General features: G+C 60.0%; 14 protein-coding genes and 1 tRNA gene. 6 read left to right on the plus strand and 9 right to left on the minus strand.

Going from position 1 to position 16,982, the window contains the following annotated elements:
• The 6 genes from PH552_RS31710 to PH552_RS31735 all read right to left on the minus strand — a co-directional run.
• On the minus strand, positions 1-178 hold a 178-nt coding region (locus PH552_RS31710; protein ID WP_285166423.1), incomplete at its 3' end, for a transposase.
• A gap of 202 nt (positions 179-380) precedes the next feature.
• Complete coding sequence (locus PH552_RS31715) at positions 381-1,448, minus strand: porin (protein ID WP_112342687.1); 1,068 nt, start codon at positions 1,446-1,448, stop codon at positions 381-383.
• Positions 1,449-1,891: 443 nt separating this feature from the next.
• Positions 1,892-2,953, minus strand: a complete 1,062-nt coding sequence (locus tag PH552_RS31720) for a porin (RefSeq protein WP_112342686.1) — start codon at positions 2,951-2,953, stop codon at positions 1,892-1,894.
• Positions 2,954-3,637: 684 nt separating this feature from the next.
• Positions 3,638-3,727 (minus strand) — tRNA-Ser (locus PH552_RS31725).
• 127 nt (positions 3,728-3,854) lie between these two features.
• The gene (locus tag PH552_RS31730; protein ID WP_113250715.1) at positions 3,855-5,072 is read right to left on the minus strand and encodes an NAD(P)/FAD-dependent oxidoreductase; all 1,218 of its coding nucleotides are present in this window, start codon (positions 5,070-5,072) and stop codon (positions 3,855-3,857) included.
• Between the two features lie 146 nt (positions 5,073-5,218).
• A complete protein-coding gene (locus tag PH552_RS31735; protein ID WP_113250716.1) occupies positions 5,219-6,337 on the minus strand; it encodes a Gfo/Idh/MocA family protein in 1,119 nt (372 codons plus the stop codon).
• A 232-nt stretch (positions 6,338-6,569) separates the two neighbouring features.
• Between PH552_RS31735 and PH552_RS31740 the strand changes: the two genes are divergently transcribed.
• From PH552_RS31740 to iolB, 5 genes are all read left to right on the plus strand, one after another.
• The gene (locus PH552_RS31740) at positions 6,570-7,442 is read left to right on the plus strand and encodes a MurR/RpiR family transcriptional regulator (protein ID WP_113250717.1); all 873 of its coding nucleotides are present in this window, start codon (positions 6,570-6,572) and stop codon (positions 7,440-7,442) included.
• 178 nt (positions 7,443-7,620) lie between these two features.
• A complete protein-coding gene (locus PH552_RS31745) occupies positions 7,621-9,555 on the plus strand; it encodes a bifunctional 5-dehydro-2-deoxygluconokinase/5-dehydro-2-deoxyphosphogluconate aldolase (RefSeq protein WP_113250718.1) in 1,935 nt (644 codons plus the stop codon).
• A 25-nt stretch (positions 9,556-9,580) separates the two neighbouring features.
• On the plus strand, positions 9,581-11,431 hold the full coding sequence (gene iolD / locus PH552_RS31750) for a 3D-(3,5/4)-trihydroxycyclohexane-1,2-dione acylhydrolase (decyclizing) (protein ID WP_113250719.1): 1,851 nt from the start codon (positions 9,581-9,583) through the stop codon (positions 11,429-11,431).
• Positions 11,432-11,497: 66 nt separating this feature from the next.
• The gene (gene iolE / locus PH552_RS31755) at positions 11,498-12,415 is read left to right on the plus strand and encodes a myo-inosose-2 dehydratase (RefSeq protein WP_183762986.1); all 918 of its coding nucleotides are present in this window, start codon (positions 11,498-11,500) and stop codon (positions 12,413-12,415) included.
• Positions 12,416-12,587: 172 nt separating this feature from the next.
• Positions 12,588-13,385: a 5-deoxy-glucuronate isomerase gene (gene iolB, locus PH552_RS31760; protein WP_113250721.1), complete on the plus strand. Its 798-nt coding sequence runs from the start codon at positions 12,588-12,590 to the stop codon at positions 13,383-13,385.
• Positions 13,386-13,449: 64 nt separating this feature from the next.
• Here the strand turns inward: iolB and PH552_RS31765 are convergent, their stop codons facing one another.
• Positions 13,450-14,817 (minus strand): MATE family efflux transporter, encoded by a 1,368-nt coding sequence (locus PH552_RS31765; protein ID WP_113250769.1) that lies wholly within the window; start codon positions 14,815-14,817, stop codon positions 13,450-13,452.
• 64 nt (positions 14,818-14,881) lie between these two features.
• The gene (locus tag PH552_RS31770; RefSeq protein WP_113250722.1) at positions 14,882-15,316 is read right to left on the minus strand and encodes a glyoxalase superfamily protein; all 435 of its coding nucleotides are present in this window, start codon (positions 15,314-15,316) and stop codon (positions 14,882-14,884) included.
• Positions 15,317-15,626: 310 nt separating this feature from the next.
• Here PH552_RS31770 and PH552_RS31775 point away from each other — a divergent pair, with 310 nt between their 5' ends.
• Positions 15,627-16,025: a PilZ domain-containing protein gene (locus PH552_RS31775; protein WP_181592364.1), complete on the plus strand. Its 399-nt coding sequence runs from the start codon at positions 15,627-15,629 to the stop codon at positions 16,023-16,025.
• A gap of 16 nt (positions 16,026-16,041) precedes the next feature.
• On the opposite strand, the gene PH552_RS31780 is transcribed toward PH552_RS31775, so the two are convergent.
• Complete coding sequence (locus PH552_RS31780; RefSeq protein ID WP_112342676.1) at positions 16,042-16,950, minus strand: AraC family transcriptional regulator; 909 nt, start codon at positions 16,948-16,950, stop codon at positions 16,042-16,044.
• Positions 16,951-16,982 lie beyond the last annotated feature (32 nt).

Below are 16,982 nucleotides of genomic sequence, written 5' to 3' on the forward strand. Positions count from 1 at the left end.
GGTCGGGCATCAGATGACCCTCCTCGATCTGGCAGCCTTTCTGCTGTGCCAGCCGACGCAAGAGTTCTCCCAACTCACGCCGCACGTCCCCGTAAAGTCTTTTCGTGCGGTATTTGCTGCCAAAAACAATGTGATACTTGCAGTCCCACGTCGCATGCGAGAGCGTTTGCTCATCCATAAAACCTCCTTGTTCGAAGTCTGGGCCACCCCAGCGGTTCAAGCAGGAGGTCTCTCAACTACCGTGTAGAACTCGTCCAGTCCTCCACCGTAGGTGGAGGTTTATTTATCGATATAAGAAGGCCCGGTGGGAGACCGGGCCTTTTCTCTTCCGATCGGAGGTCTGATCGGAAGATCTGTCAAATTCGATTCGGCGAGCCGAATTAGAAGGTGCGCTGGAAGCGGAGGATACCAGCCCAGGTATCCTTGTTGACGGCGTCGTAGTTGACGTAGGTCACTTCCGGCTCGATCAGCAGGTCCTTGACGGGGTTGAACTTGACGTTCGTCGTCGCGGCGAAAGTCTTCAGATCGTCGTAGGAAAGCTGCAGGTTCCACTTCAGCTTTTCGTTGATCGGAACGCCAACGCCGCCCCAGACGGCCCAGTCGCCCCAGCCGAGACCAGCACCGCCGGCACCGGCATACTTGTTGAGCTTGTCGCCATCGGTGTTCCAGCCGCCCATGACGAAAGCGGTGAGAACGCCGAAGTCGGCATCGACACGAGCCTTGACGGCGCCTTCTTCAACGATGGAGTCATAGCCGCCGACGACGCGGAACTGCCATGCGCCGGCCTTGTAGCCAACACCTGCGACAACGTCCGGAGCGTAGTGGTCGGAGCTGTCTTCGCCGTTCGCACCGGTTGCGCCCGTGCCGGAATTGGAATCTTCCAGCGAGATCACAGCCGTGAAGCCGTTGCCGGCATCATACTTGTAGGTGATCTGGTTCAGTTCGTCGGTGCCGTTGATGCCGTATTCGATCACGTCGTCGTTGATGACGTCGCCGGCATAGCCGAGGAAGGTCGAGTAGACCGAATCGGCCTTGCCGACGAGGAAACCGCCGAGGCTGATATTGGCCCAGAGGAGCTTCGTCGTGGTCGCATTGCCGTCGTTCCAGTCCCAACGAGCAACGGTATTGGTCTTCAGCGGACCGTATTCGGTGTCGGTGGCAGTGTCGAGAGAGAGTTCAGCGCGGGTGTGCCAGTAGGTACCGCGGGCACCTGCGTCCTGGCCAGCCTTGTAGGCGTTGTACCAGCCGCCTTCCGTACGGACGCGGCCGCCGATCTTGAGGCAGGTTTCCGTGCCCGGAATGAAGAAGTAGCCAGCACCGTAAGCATCGCAGATGCGGACGTATTCCAGCGGCTCGGGCTCAGCAGCGACGATAGCGTCAGCGGCGTGAGCACCGGAAACTGCTGCCAGCGCAGCAGCGGAGCCGAGAAGAAGGCTCTTGATGTTCATAGTAACTCCAGTTTCAATATCAATTAGGTATGAGAAATCACGCCGAGAAAATCGACGCGCCCTACCCCACCTAGTTTTAAAAGTTGACCCCTGATCCGGGAGAACCAAGACAGTAAGTCTTGCTTCCGATTTGGAACCTACAGATCGTTTTTTTCAGAGCAATATCAGAGATAGACTATCGGCAATTGTGACGGGCGTTTCAAAGTGTGCGTTGCACAAAAATCACGTCGCAAAACTGTCATACTGCGGTCGCGTCGAAAGCCGTATCCTCTGGATAGCTAAAAGATTCACGGAATTCAGCGGATTGAATTTAATGACGGCTGAATGTCCACAACGAATACAGCTTTTTAGTTTGCTAATACTTGCAAGCATGAAAAAGCCCGGCCGATGGCCGGGCTTTTCCTTCACCGTAGTGAAAATCTTATGACCGAGGTCAGATCAGATTAGAAGGTACGCTCGAAGCGGAGGATACCAGCCCACTGGTCTTCGTTGATCGAATCCCAGTTGGTGTAGGAGACTTCCGGCTCGATGAGCAGGTTCTTGACCGGGTTCCACTTGACGTTCGTGGTAGCGGCAAAGATTTTCGAGTCGGTGTAGGCGAGCTGCAGGTTCCACTTCAGCTTTTCGTTGATCGGAACGCCAACGCCGCCCCAAACTGCCCAGTCGCCCCAGCCGATGCCGGAAGCAGAGCCAGCGCCGTTAGCGCCGGCATACTTGTTCAGCTTGTCGCCATCTGTGTTCCAGCCGCCCATCAAGAAGGCCGAGAACGCGCCGAAGTCGGCGTCAACACGAGCCTTGACAGCGCCTTCTTCGACGATCGAGTCATAACCGCCGACGACCTTGAAGCCCCACGCGCCGGCCTTGTAACCAACACCTGCGACAACGTCAGGAGCGTAGTGGTCGGAGCTGTCTTCGCCATTGGCGCCGGTAGCACCCGGGCCCGAATTGGAATCTTCCAGCGAGATCACAGCCGTGAAACCGTTGCCGGCGTCGTAGTTGTAGGTGATCTGGTTCAGTTCGTACGGGCCGTCATAGACCACGTCGTCGTTGATGACGTCGCCGGCATAACCGGTGAACTGGTTGAACTGCGAGTCCGTCTTACCAACGGTGAAGCCGCCGAGGCTGATGTAAGCCCAGAGCAGGTTGGTGGAGGTGGCGTTGCCGTCATTCCAGTCCCAACGGATGATGGTTTCGGTCTTCAGCGGACCGTATTCGGTGTCGGTCGCGGTGTTGACGTTCAACTCAGCGCGGGTGTGCCAGATCGTACCGTCGCGTGCATCCGGGTTGTAGGCATCGTACCACTTGCCTTCGGTACGAACCTTACCGCCGATCTTGAGGCAGGTTTCAGTGCCCGGAATGAAGAAGTAGCCAGCACCATAGGCGTCGCAGATGCGGACGTATTCAAGCGGCTCGGGCTCAGCGGCGACGATAGCGTCAGCCGCATGAGCACCGGAAACTGCTACGAGTGCAGCAGCGGAGCCGAGAAGAAGGCTCTTGATGTTCATATTGACCTCCAGTCAAAGTTTTATCTCGAAAATGAGAACTACCCGAAGGTATTCCCTGTCTCATTCTCGCGTTTCAAGAAGTGGACGATCAATCGCCCTCGCTTCCGAGAGTGAAAATACAAGACGTGCTCTGTCACGCAATCGACATCTTCTCCGAAAGGGGGATTTGCGTGAACCTTCCGCAAGTCCTGTTGCCGAAAGGACACAAGTTAGCAACACCACCGCCACATAGATTTAGACTTCGTTAAGAAATCCTTTAATCTACCGGTACTTAGGCGGCACATAATTCAATAGGCCCGGCATGTGCAAACGGGTGGGAAAATGGCCAATCCGCGGCGATTTCGGGATCTCCATGACAGCAAAGACGCGATCTGCATCATTTCAGGCGACGACTTTCGGTAGTGTGAACGGACAAGTCTTGCTTGCAGCCGTCCCAAATCGAGGCAGGTGCCCGAACGATTCTCGCCGCGCGATTCGCAACAGGGTGACACGGCATCGGCGATATTCCGAAGATGCTCCAGGGGTTCGGCTACATATCGGCTGTCGAATCGAGGAAAGCTCCGTACCCGACGGGCGAAGCTGCTCCGCATAAACGGGAATGGCAGACATCGCACTCCAATCCGGCAAATCGATTATATCGCTTGCGGGACTGACGACGATCAAATGCACGATATTTTGGGAAAATGGCGGAGAAGATGGGATTCGAACCCACGATACCATTTCTGGTATACTCCCTTAGCAGGGGAGCGCCTTCGACCACTCGGCCACCTCTCCGGTGCGGCCCTGATAGGGCCATTCATTTATCGACGCAAGCGCTTTTTCGCGCTTGTGTACGTTCTTTCCATGATTCAGCAACAGGCGATTGCCGGCCGAAGCATGGTCCGGCAGATCTGAATTTACGTCAGACCAGCAGCTGCTTCAAATCCGCGGCCGGGTCGGCAAGAACCTCCCTGGATGGATTCGCGCCGGTCTCCAGCAGCTTCTTGCCGGTAACATAGGCCTTTGCATCGTTTATGGCGTCGACCGCGATGAAACGACCCTGCTTGAAATACCAGACGGAGGCTGCGCCCTCGCGGGCGCCCGGCCGTAGCAATGTCTCGTCGTAACCAAGATTAAAACCGGCGATCTGCAGCTTCACATCATATTGATCCGACCAGAACCACGGCTTCGGGTCATAGGCCTTTCCGTTGCCGGCTATGATTCCCGCCGCGGCTTCGGCCTGATCGACGGCATTCTGTACGGATTCGAGCCTGATTCGCCCACCCTCCCACGGCAGTTCGACGCAATCGCCCATGGCGAAGATAGAGGGATCGGAGGTACGGGCAAACGAATCGACGACGATGCCATTGCCGACCTCGAGGCCGGCTTCCTTGGCGAGCCGGTCATTGGGCGCAACGCCGATGCCGACGACGACGAAATCGACATCGATCGTAGAACCGTCGGAAAGTTCCGCGGCAGCAACGTGGCCATTGCGGCCGATGAGCTGCTTCAATCCGGTCTTCTCGCGAATGACGACATCATGCTTCTGATGAATGGCCCTGAAAATATCGGCGGTTTCCTTGGCGGCGACACGCTGAAGGATCCTGTCGCCCATCTCGATGAGGGTCACTTCGAGGCCGCGATGGCGTGCGACGGCGGCCGCTTCAAGGCCGATATACCCTCCGCCGATGATAAGCACCCGGCGCCCGGGACGCATCTCGCCGGCAAGCAGGTCGGCGTCACGCTTGTCACGGGCGAGGTAGACGCCCTCCAGCGCACCGCCGACGGACGGCGGCAGGCGACGCGGCGTCGCGCCCGTTGCAAGCGCCAGCGTGTCGTAATCCAGTCTCGATCCGTCCTGCATGATGATCTGCTTTGCGGCGCGATCGATCTGCTCGACCCAGGTCGACACGCGAATCTCGACATTGTTGTCGGCATACCAATGTTCGGGCCGGAACAGCAGGCGATCGAAAGTCATCTCGCCGAGAAGGTACTTTTTGGTCAGCGGCGGCCGCTGGTAGGGAAGGCTTTCCTCAGCGCCGACGATGGTGATCGGCCTCGAATCACCCAGCCCACGCAATTTGGCGGCGAGCGCAAAACCTGCCTGCCCGGCCCCGACTATGACCAATCTGCCCGTCACGATCCGTACTCCATTATTACTATAGCGATCCAACCCGAACGAATGCGGCGGGACGCATTTGAGCCTCAGGGGTAGCGCTTGCGCCTGCAAGCGTCAATCACGGCTGACCCTGCGCCCCGGATCGGGAGAAAGTTAGGCCGACGGGCTCAGCTTGATATTTCGACCCAACGCCGTTCATGGAAAGATTGGGCCATGGCGTGCACCGATTTCTCGATTCGCAGCCCATCCTTGAAAGCCACGACCGACGCATCCTCGCCGGATATGGCACGGATCAGCTCGCGGCATTCGATGATCTTCAGATCATTAAAGCCAAGGCCATGGCCGGGCGCCGGGATGAAACGGTCATAGGGCTTGTGGGCGGGGGCAGCCAGAACCTTGCGGAAGCCCTGTTCACTCTCCCTGCCTTCTGCCTGATAGAGCTCGAATTCGTTCATGCGCTCCTGGTCATAGGAGATCGAGCCTTTGGAGCCGAAGATCTGCAGCGCTATCCGCCCCTTGCGGCCCCAGGCCGAGCGATTGGCCATCAGCACGGCGGAGATGCCGCCGCCGAGCCGCATCAGCACATTGGCAAGATCGTGGTTTTCGACCGCGCGTCTCCCGCCATCCTTCACCGGCCGCTCGGCATAGGGCTTCATCATATCGGTGATGACAGCCTCGACATGGCCGAACAGGAACCAGAGCAGCGAAAGCGGATGCACGGCGAAATCATCGAGAGCGCCGTAGCCGGAGGCAAGCTCGCTCTTCCAATAGAAGAGGCCGTTCGGATCCGCCATGAAATCCTCATCCATCTCGACGCGGACGTGATTGACCGCGCCGATCGCGTCTTCTGCAATCAGTGCCTTGATGTTGCGCATGACCGGGTTCTGGATATAGTTGTAGCCGAGAATGGCGACCTTGCCCGAGGCCTTGGCCGCAGCCAGCATGCGTTCGGCATCGCCATAGGATGGCGCCATCGGCTTTTCGCACCAGACATGCTTGCCGGCTTCAAGGGCTGCGATCGCCATTTCCGGGTGGAACTGGTTGGGGGTCGTGACCGAGACAATGTCGACTTCAGGATCTGCGATGAGCTCGCGCCAGTCGGCCGTCGCCTTTTCGAAGCCGAATTCGTCGCCGCGCGCCTTCGCCAACTCGGCGTTGGCTTCGGCAAGATGCACAAGACGCGGCCGCGCGACATCGCCGAATACGGTTTTGACCGCATTCCATGCCAGCGCATGGCATTTGCCCATGTAACCGGTGCCGATCAATCCAACGCCCAACGGCTTCATTTGCCCTTCCTCCTCAAATCCGCTCCCGAAGTCGCGCGATTTTTGGAATATTTAGACCGTTTTGACAAGCGCACTCATGGCATCGACATCTCTTCCGCAGATAAGAATTCATATTTACACGTTTAAAATCATGACCTTAAAATTATTCGTGCCGAACGATTCAAAATCCGGTATCGTTGGAAATATGGAACGTTTGTTTCATTGCGGGCGTTGGGGAGCTTAAGGATGGCGCATGGACAATAATATCGGGATGCAGACCAAGGTACCGCGCGACTTCGAAAGCCTGCGCAGCACCATCATAGAGCGCAAGAATGCCATGCCGAAGCGGTTGGCCCAGGTTGCCGCCTTCGCGTTGGGCAATCCCGATGAGATCGCCTTCGGCACAACGGCAAGCATTGCAGCCGCAGCCGAGGTTCAACCTTCCACGCTCGTGCGCCTGGCGCATCACCTCGGTTATGAGGGCTTCTCCGACCTGCAGAGTATCTTCCGCGAAAGGCTGCGCGACCGGACACTGAGCTACGAGGAGCGGCTGGTAACGCTCGAACGCTCCGCAGTAGAGAACGAGGAGGCCAGCATTCTCTCCGGCTTCCTCTCTGCGGCGAGCCAATCCGTCAACAAGCTCGCCGTAACCATCGAGACTGACACCTTCGCCAAAGCCGTCGACGTGCTCGCCGCGGCCGAGACGATCTATCTGATCGCCAAGCGCCGCTCCTATCCGCTGACGGCGCATATGACCTATGCCTTTTCCAAGCTCAACATACGTCACCAGATCGTCGCCTCGCCGAACGGCATCGACGGTGAGATCACCCGTTTCGCCACGGAGAAGGACGCCGCCATCGCTGCGAGCTTTTCGCCCTACGCCGCCGACAGTCTGGCGCAGGCGCAGGATCTCGCCTCGCGCAATGTGCCCGTCATCGCCATCACCGATTCGGCCTTTTCCCCGCTCACCGCCTGCGCAACCCATTGGTTCGAGGTGGCCGAGTCCGACTTTGCCGGCTTCCGCTCACTATCGGCTTCGATGGCGCTGATCATGGCCTTTCCCGTCGCCATTGCCGAACGCCGGCGAAAAGGCGCAATAAAAGCAGACAAAACGAAAATGGAATAAATATTCCGAATTGACAAAATCTCGGAACCAATGTTTCACTACGATCAGGATCACGGCTACGGGAGATGGCTGCCCGATCCATCGCAACCGGAACGAAACGAACACCGGCACTTTCAATGACGCATGATCTCGACGCAAGCTGTGGAGCGAAGAGATAATGCCCCGACGGGAGGACATCATGGCACACGACAATCCTGGCGCTCAGCCGGAGACAAAACTCGATGTGATCACCATCGGTCGCTCCTCCGTCGACCTTTATGGTCAGCAGATCGGCTCGCGGCTGGAGGACATCGCCTCCTTCGCCAAATCGGTCGGCGGCTGCCCGGCCAATATCGCCATCGGCACGGCGCGTCTCGGCCTCAAATCCGGCTTGATCACCCGTGTCGGCGACGAGCAGATGGGCCGCTTCATCCGCGAACAGGCGGCGCGCGAAGGTGTGGCGATCGATGGGATCAAGACGGACAAGGAGCGCCTGACGGCGCTGGTCCTGCTGGCGGTCGAGGCCGAAGGCGTCTCGCCGATGATCTTCTACCGGTCCGACTGCGCCGATATGGCGCTCAACGAAGACGATATCGACGAAGGCTTCATCAAGTCCGCGGGCGCCGTTCTGGTCTCCGGCACGCATTTCTCCAAGCCCAATACCGAAGCCGCCCAGCGCAAGGCGATCCGCATCGCCAAGGCCAACGACCGCAAGGTGATCTTCGATATCGATTACCGGCCGAACCTCTGGGGCCTCGCCGGCCATGCCGAAGGTTTCGAGCGTTATGTGAAATCGGATCGCGTTTCCTCGAAGATGAGGGAGACGCTGCCGGATTGCGATCTGATCGTCGGCACGGAAGAAGAGATCATGATCGGCTCGGGCGTCGACAACGTGCTCGGCGCGCTCAAAGAAATCCGCCGCCTCTCCCCGGCGACCATCGTGCTCAAGCGCGGCGCCATGGGCTGCATCGTCTATGAAGGCCCGATCTCCGACGACCTTGAAGCAGGCATTGTCGGCCAGGGTTTCCCGATCGAGGTCTTCAACGTTCTCGGTGCAGGCGACGCCTTCATGTCAGGCTTCCTGCGTGGCTATCTGCGCGGCGAGCCACTGAAGACCTGCGCCACCTGGGCGAATGCCTGCGGCGCCTTTGCCGTTTCCCGCCTGCTCTGCTCGCCGGAATACCCGACCTGGACGGAGCTCGATTTCTTCCTGAAGACGGGCAGCAAGCATAGGGCGCTGCGCAAGGACGAGGCGATCAACCACATTCATTGGGCGACGACCCGCCGCGGCGGCGAAATCCCGCTACTGATGGCGCTTGCGATCGATCATCGCTCGCAGCTCGTCAGTGTTTGCGATGAACTGGGCATCGGCCATGACAAGATCGTCGCCTTCAAGCGGCTGGCCGTCGAGGCGGCGGCGCGGGTGGCCGACGGCCGTCCAGGTTACGGCATGCTCATCGACGAGCGCTTCGGGCGCGACGCCTTCTTCGATGCCGCCACCAAGAATTTCTCCTGGATCGGCCGCCCTGTCGAACTGCCGGGATCGAAGCCGCTGAAATTCGAGTTCAGCCAGGATATCGGCTCGCAGCTTGTCGAATGGCCGCTCCATCACTGCATCAAATGCCTATGCTTCTACCATCCTGACGATCCGCAAGAACTGAAGGCGGAGCAGCAGGAGAAGCTGCGCACGCTCTTCGAAGCCGCGCGCAAGGTCGGCCGCGAACTGCTGGTCGAGATCATCGCCGGCAAGAACGGACCGCTGACCGACGACACGATCCCGACGGCGATGGAAGAGCTCTACGCGCTCGGCATCAAGCCGGACTGGTGGAAGCTGGAGCCGCAGGAATCGGCGGCTGCGTGGAAAAAAATCGATGCCGTGATTGCCAAAAATGATCCATGGTGCCGCGGTATCGTGCTGCTCGGCCTGGAGGCGCCGGCAGAGGAACTGATCCGCAGCTTCGAGGCGACCCTGGCGGCGCCCTCGGTCAAGGGCTTCGCCGTCGGGCGGACCATCTTCTCCGATGCGGCCCGCGCGTGGCTCTCGGGCGGCATGAACGACGAGGAAGCGATTGCCGACATGACCGGCCGCTTCCGGCAATTGACCGCGGCGTGGCTTGAAACCCGCGGTCTGTGAGAATCAAGCATTTGGGAGGCGCCCGATGGGCAAGACGATCCGATTGACGATGGCGCAGGCCGTCACGCATTTCCTCAAGAAGCAGATGACCATCATCGACGGACAGAAGCAGCCGATCTTCGGCGGCGTCTGGGCGATCTTCGGTCACGGCAATGTCGCGGGCATCGGCGAGGCGCTCTATCAGGTGCGCGAGGAGTTGCCGACCTTCCGCGCCCACAATGAGCAGGGCATGGCCCATGCCGCCATCGCCTATGCCAAGGCGAGCTTCCGTCAGCGTTTCATGGCCTGCACGACCTCCATCGGCCCCGGCGCGCTGAATATGGTGACTGCCGCCGGCGTTGCGCATGTCAATCGTATTCCGGTTCTCTTCCTGCCGGGCGACGTCTTTGCCAACCGCGCGCCCGATCCGGTGCTGCAGCAGATCGAGGATTTCGGCGACGGCACTGTTTCCGCCAATGACGCCTTCCGCCCGGTCTCCCGCTACTTCGACCGCATCACTCGCCCCGAGCAGATCATCTCGGCTCTGAAGCGCGCCATGCAGGTGCTGACCGATCCCCTCGATTGCGGCCCGGTGACGCTTTCGTTGTGCCAGGACGTGCAAGCCGAAGCCTTTGATTATCCCGAAAGCTTCTTCGAGGAGCATGTCTGGACGCAGCGCCGCCCGCAGCCGGATGCAGACGAACTTGCCAATGCCATCTCGCTGATCCGCCGCTCGGAAAAGCCGGTCATTCTCGCCGGTGGCGGCGTGCTCTATTCGCAGGCGACGAAGGAACTCGCCGCTTTCGCCGAAGCGCATGACATCCCCGTCGTCGTCACGCAGGCGGGCAAATCGGCCATCGACGAGACGCATCCTCTCGCGCTCGGCTCTGTCGGCGTGACAGGCACATCGGCGGCCAATGCCATCGCCGAGGATACCGATCTGGTGATCGCCGTCGGCACGCGTTGCCAGGATTTCACCACCGGCTCCTGGGCGCTGTTCAAGAACGAGAAGCTGGCCATGATCGGCCTCAATATCGCGGCCTATGATGCGCTAAAGCACAACAGTCACCCGCTAGTGACGGATGCGCGTGAGGGACTGAAGGCGCTTTCCGCCGGCCTGACCGGCTGGCGCGCGCCGGCATCACTTGCCGAAAAGGCGACGCGGGAAAAGAAGATCTGGATGGAGGCTGCCGCCAAGGCGACTGCGACGACCAATGCCACCCTGCCCTCCGACGCCCAGGTCATAGGCGCCGTCACGCGTACGCTCGGCGGCAAGGACAGCATTCTGGTCTGCGCAGCTGGCGGCCTGCCCGGCGAACTGCACAAGCTTTGGCCGGCGACGGCGCCCGGCAGCTATCACATGGAATATGGCTTCTCTTGCATGGGCTATGAAATTGCCGGTGGCCTTGGCGTCAAGATGGCGCGGCCGGAGAAGGATGTCGTCGTCATGGTGGGCGACGGCTCCTACATGATGCTGAATTCCGAACTAGCGACATCAGTCATGCTCGGCCTGAAGATCACGGTCGTTCTCCTCGACAACCGCGGCTATGGCTGCATCAACCGCCTGCAGATGGCGACCGGCGGCGCGAACTTCAACAATCTCCTGAAGGATGCGCGCTTCGAGGTGATGCCGGAGATCGACTTCCGGGCGCATGCGGCCAGTATGGGTGCGATTGCGGTCAAGGTTTCCTCCATCACCGAGCTGGAACAGGCCATCGAAGCCTCGAAGAAGAACGACCGCAGCTCGGTCATCGTCATTGACACCGACCCGCTGATCACCACGGACGAAGGCGGCCACTGGTGGGACGTCGCGGTCCCGGAGGTCAGCCCGCGCGCCGAGGTCAACAAGGCCCGCGCCGCCTATGAACAAGCCCGCGCCGCCCAGCGCATCGGCTGATCCATTTCCGTCATTTTTCTGGAGGAGCTTTCGGCTCCTCCAATTAGCTTTTCAAGGAGACCATTGATGAAGGCCAAACTCGGCATGTCGCCCATCGCCTGGTGGAACGACGATCTTCCGGAGCTCAGCGACGACGTATCTCTGGAAGAATGCCTGCGCCAGTCGCGCGGCGCCGGCTTCACCGGCATGGAACAGGGCCGGCGCTTCCCCAGCAACCCCGATGAGATGCTGCCGATCCTGCGCGCCGCCGACGTGACGCTTTGCGGCGGCTGGTTCTCAGGCACGCTGGTCAATGAGGAGCTTGCCGCCAACAAAGATCGCATCGCGCCGATGATCGAGCTGTTCAAGGCCGTCAATGCGCCTTGCATCGTCTATGGCGAAGTCGGCCGCTCGATCCAGGGAGACCGCTCCAAGCCGCTCGCCACCAAGCCGCGTCTTTCGGATGACGAGATGAAGGCCTATGCCCACCGCGTCACCGAATTCGGCGAATGGTGTGCCGACCAGGGCATGCCGCTCTCCTACCACCATCACATGGCGGCCGTCGTCGAAACCGAGCCGGAACTCGACGCCTTCATGCGCAATTCCGGTGAAGGCATTCCGCTGCTGCTCGATGCCGGTCACCTGGCCTTTGCCGGCGGTGACGTGCTGCGCGCCATCGACAATCACCACGCCCGCATCAACCATGTCCACGTCAAGGATATCCGCAAGTCCGTCGTCGACGGGCTGGATCGCAGCCGGCAGTCCTTCCTCGATGCCGTTGCGCTCGGCGCGTTCACGGTGCCGGGCGACGGCTCGCTCGATTTCGGCGCCATCGTCCAGCGCTTCGCCGATTACGGCTATGAAGGCTGGTTCGTCGTCGAGGCCGAGCAGGATCCGCGCAAGGCGCCGCCGCAGAAGATGGCGGAGATCGGTCATGCCGAGCTGATGCGCGTCATGACGGCGGCAGGCTACACCGTGGAAACAGAAGGCTTTCCCAAGGGATAGCTAGAGCGCTTCCGCTTTTCTTCGAATCGCGAAAACGCTCTAGCTCTTTGTTATCTAGCAATTCCAAACGGAAAACCGCTGCGCACTTTTCCTGGAATTGCTCGAGAGATGAGCGCCCCTCGCCCCGTTGAAAGATGGCGAGGAGCGTTTTCCAAGCAATGGAGGAAGAACCATGCCCAATCTCAAGGTCAAACCTGACAGCTCCCATGGCTGCGTCACCCATGTTACGCCCGAAAGCGCCGGCTGGACCTATGTCGGCTTCGACCTCTATCGTCTGAAGCCCGGCGAGACCGCTTCGGGGGAGACCGGCGATCGCGAGGTCTGTCTCGTCTGGGTCAGCGGCAAGGGCAGCGCCAAGGCGGGTACGAAGGATTTCGGCTCGCTCGGTGGTCGCATGAGCCCGTTTGAAGGCGCGCCCCACGCGCTCTATATTCCCTCGGGCTCAAGCTGGTCGGTAACCGCCGAGACCGATCTGGAACTGGCCGTCTGCTCGGCACCGGGAGGCGGCTCCTATGAAGCCCGCGCCATTCCGCCGGGCACGCACCCGGCATTGACGCGCGGCAAGGGCACCAACGTCCGCTACGTGAACAACATCATGCCGGAAGATGATGGCGCGGCGCATTCGCTGCTCGTCGTGGAAGTGATCACGCCGGGCGGGCACACCTCCTCTTACCCTCCGCACAAGCACGATCAGGACAATCTCCCGAACGAAAGCTTCCTGGAGGAGACCTACTACCACCGCCTCAACCCGCCACAAGGTTTCGGCTTTCAGCGCGTCTATACGGACGATCGGTCGCTGGACGAAGTCATGGTGCTGGAGGATGGCGACGTGACGCTGGTACCTAGGGGATATCACCCTTGCGCCGCCTGCCACGGCTACGACCTCTATTACCTCAACGTTATGGCCGGCCCGAAGCGCATCTGGAAATTCCACAATGCCGTGGAGCACGAGTGGCTGCTGAAGTCCTGAATAACGCCTGACATCGATTCAGAGTCGAAAAGGCCGCGCCCTGAAAGCGTGGCCTTTTCCATTCTTACGCCGGCAACAAGCCGTAGCGCCATTTCCGATCCCTGGCATTGCGCGACAGCACCAGCCAGGTCAGCAGGATCATCCCCATTTCCGCGAAGATCGGCGTCATCCAGATCCCGCGTTCGCCGAAGACGAGCGGCAGGAGGAATGTCAGCGGCAGGGTGAAGAGGTAAGACCGTGACAGGCCGAAGATCGCGCCGCGTTTCGCATCGCCGATCGACTGGAAATAGGACGACAGGATGATCGCCTGGCCGAAGAGGAAATAGGCGCCGATCGTCCAGGGCAGGATGCGGCCGACTTCGGCGACAATCAGGGGATCGGCGACGAAGATCGAGCCCAGATGCCCCGCCAGGAGTTCAACGACGAGTTCGACGGCGGCGCAGTAGACCAGAGCCGAGATCAGGGCGATCAGGACGCTATAACCGACGCGCGCCGGAAGAGCCGCGCCGTGGTTGTGGCCCGATATGGTCTGCAGCGCGATGCTCAAGCCCAGTAGCGGCAGATAGGCGAAGGTCATGACGCGGGTGACGATGCCATAAGCGCCGACGGTCGCGACATAATCCCCGTGGTGCCAGATCGAGACGTTGAAGAGAATCGCCGCCGAGCTTAGCGAAATGCCGGTGAAGCCGAGGCTCATCGGTGCGCCGAAAGCGAAGATGCCGCGCCACTCGCGAACGTGCAGCGTCATGTCGACCCAAAGCCCGTTCGGCCGACGCAGGCGATAGATGACGACGATCGCGAGGCAGATGAACTGCGCCAGGATCGAGCCGCCGGCGGAGCCGACCACACCCCACCGAAAGACGGCCATCAGCAGCCAGTTCGCCATGATGTTCAGCAGTGTCGAGGCAAGAGTCACCAGCGTCATGAAGCCGAGCTTTCCTTCACAGCGCAGCCCATCGAGATGCAGCGACAGGAAGAAGCTGATCGGCGCGAAAGCGACCATGACACCCATGAAGGCCTCGGCGCTGTGGGCAACACCGACATTTCCTGCCGCAGCCACGGCAATGAACTGCCGTCCTGCGAGCCAGTAGATGAGGTTGATTGCGACCACGACGGCGAGTGCCAGCGTATGGGCGCCGGTAAATACCGATCTTGCCCCAGCTCGATTTCCGGCGCCGAGGCGGCGGGCGAGAATGCTTGCCATGCCGTTCGAGACCAGCGTCTGCAGCGTGATCAGCAGCATGAGCGCGGGAAAGATGAGGCTGACGGCGGACAGCGCGTCGGCCCCAACATAGACCCCGAGGAAATAGGCGTCGACGACGGCAAACAGGCCGCTGACTGTCGTGATGATGATGATCGGTGCGGCTGTCTTGGCAAAGACGCCAGGCAGCCAGCCGGTGAGAAACATGTTGTTTTCGATGGTGTGCGTCATGGTGGTATCCGGACGGAATCGCTCGCAAGCGGCGAAGATAGCGGTCTGATGATGAAGGATGAAGTCAGAGATCGAGAACCAGGTGCGGTATGCCATTCGATGTCTTGCGCGGCGAAATGCCGTCGGCATCGACCTGGGCGTTGACGCGCTGACGGAATGCCGAGAAGCTCTCGAATTCCACCACATCGACCGGTTCATCGAAATGGATCGTTATCTTGTAGAGTCCGCCGGACTTCGCCGACATCGCCAGAACCTTGCCCGTGAAGGGCTTGTTCAGATAGCGCCCGCGCACGGCGGAGCCGACATCGAAGGGCGCATCCGGCCCATCGTTGGGTTTTGCGGCAAGCGCCGACAGCGTGTTCCAGTCACGCAGCCCGTGTTGCTTGGCGATGAGTTCCAGCGCCGTTGAGTGGCTCATGTCGTCACCACGCTCGGCCATCGCCTGACGCAGACGCCGGGCCTGAGCCTTCAATTCATCTATGGACGGATACGTCGTCATAGGATCAGCCTTTGCTAAGGCACGCACTTACGACCGTGAAACGGGGCTCGCATTACCGTCAGTCAGCATGCCCTGAATGGCTATGACCTAAAACAGCGAGGACTTCACCTTGGATTTTCATCCGCGAGCGGCAGGCGCCTCGAACCGTCAATCCGTATGATCGAAGCTGGTTTTGCTGTCAAGATGCGGTCAAATCGGCACAAAAGACGAACCCGTTAAAATTCTACCAATGCAATTGACGCTTCCGCAAAATCTCCGTGCAAGGTTCATGGTGTAACCGAGATGAATTCGGTCTGTTCTTCAACAGGGAATGACAATGCTTCGCGCAACGCATCTGGCGAAAGTCAAATCCGAAGTTTACGAACGAAGCTGGGAACGGTTCTATGTCCAGAGGCCGGCGCGTCTCGTGGCTGTTCGTCCCTGCCTGACCGGCATTTCCGTGCGCAGCGCCGAAATTACCGACATCTCACGCGGCGGCGCCAGCTTCACCGTCGCCACGACCGTCGGCCTGCCGAGCCACTACTACCTGAACATCCTCGGCCTCGCCTACCGCATCGCCTGCGCTGAAACGAGCCGCAACGGCAACCGCGTCCATGTCCGCTTCATCAACCTGATCGAACCGGAAACGCTGCGTCGCGTCGTGCGTGCCGACTTCATGATCGGCAATGTTGAAGCCCTGGCTGCACGCGGCAAGAGGCGGCCGGTATAAATTCGGCTTCACGTCCTCAATCGCTTCGCACGTCCCCGCGGGCATATCGTGCAGGCGGCATTCCTGCGTATCGCGCAAAGGCAACGCTGAAAGTGCTTGCCGATCCGTAGCCAACGCGTTCAGCTACCTGATCCATGCCCAATTCGCGGCTGCGCAATAGCTGCTTTGCAAGAGCCATGCGCCAAGCCAATAGATATTCCATTGGCGGCAGGCCGACGACGCGGCTGAAACGCGCAAAGAAAGCCGATCGGGACAGGGCCGCTTCGGTCGCAAGATCCGCGACAGTCCAAGGATGGGCAGGACGCGCATGCATTGCGTGAAGTGCTGCGGCTAGGCGTTCATCGGCAAGGCCGCGACTCAAGCTCGACGTGACGGTTGTTTCCGTGCCGGATCGCAATGCCTCGATCAACAACACCTCCAGCAGCCGTTCCAGCACGAGTTCGCGCGCCGGCCGGCGCTCGCGCGTTTCCTCACCGACCAATTGCATCAGCGTCGCGAGTCGGGGCTCGTCACGAACGATAACTACGTCAGGCAAGAGGGAAACGAGCAAGGCCGCATCCGGCGCACCGAAGCTGCAATGCCCTATGCGCATGCGCATATCCGCCGGCCCTTCGAGGCGGCCGACACGGAAATGGCCGTCACTCAGCTGCGTTGGAACCATGGCGGACAGACCGGCCGGTACGTCGACACTCTCGTTGACGAGGTCGCGCATGGCCGGCACGAGCACGAAATCGCCGGCTCGGAGGATGAAAGGCTGATGTCCTCCAAACGTTACACGGCAACGCCCCTCAAGGATCGCGCAGTAGAATGGCTGGCCTGTGGCCTCGCGATGAATTCGCCAGGCGCCGGCGCATTCCACCAGCTTCGAAAAGCGTGCGGCCGGCTGCAGCAGCGTGACGATTTCGGCAAGGGGATCGACGGTCATAATCAGGACTAACGCTAAAGAAAGGGAGACTA

This window comes from Rhizobium aureum (genome assembly GCF_030182495.1).
Taxonomy (GTDB): domain Bacteria; phylum Pseudomonadota; class Alphaproteobacteria; order Rhizobiales; family Rhizobiaceae; genus Rhizobium; species Rhizobium tropici_C.

Coding starts and splice junctions, on each gene's coding strand:
- PH552_RS31780 (WP_112342676.1), bottom strand. CDS start 16,950: ATGACCGTCGATCCCCTTGCCGAAATCGTCACGCTGCTGCAGCCGGCC.
- iolB (WP_113250721.1), top strand. CDS start 12,588: ATGCCCAATCTCAAGGTCAAACCTGACAGCTCCCATGGCTGCGTCACC.
- PH552_RS31715 (WP_112342687.1), bottom strand. CDS start 1,448: ATGAACATCAAGAGCCTTCTTCTCGGCTCCGCTGCTGCGCTGGCAGCA.
- PH552_RS31765 (WP_113250769.1), bottom strand. CDS start 14,817: ATGACGCACACCATCGAAAACAACATGTTTCTCACCGGCTGGCTGCCT.
- PH552_RS31745 (WP_113250718.1), top strand. CDS start 7,621: ATGGCACACGACAATCCTGGCGCTCAGCCGGAGACAAAACTCGATGTG.
- PH552_RS31770 (WP_113250722.1), bottom strand. CDS start 15,316: ATGACGACGTATCCGTCCATAGATGAATTGAAGGCTCAGGCCCGGCGT.
- PH552_RS31740 (WP_113250717.1), top strand. CDS start 6,570: ATGGACAATAATATCGGGATGCAGACCAAGGTACCGCGCGACTTCGAA.
- PH552_RS31735 (WP_113250716.1), bottom strand. CDS start 6,337: ATGAAGCCGTTGGGCGTTGGATTGATCGGCACCGGTTACATGGGCAAA.
- iolD (WP_113250719.1), top strand. CDS start 9,581: ATGGGCAAGACGATCCGATTGACGATGGCGCAGGCCGTCACGCATTTC.
- iolE (WP_183762986.1), top strand. CDS start 11,498: ATGAAGGCCAAACTCGGCATGTCGCCCATCGCCTGGTGGAACGACGAT.
- PH552_RS31720 (WP_112342686.1), bottom strand. CDS start 2,953: ATGAACATCAAGAGCCTTCTTCTCGGCTCCGCTGCTGCACTCGTAGCA.
- PH552_RS31775 (WP_181592364.1), top strand. CDS start 15,627: ATGACAATGCTTCGCGCAACGCATCTGGCGAAAGTCAAATCCGAAGTT.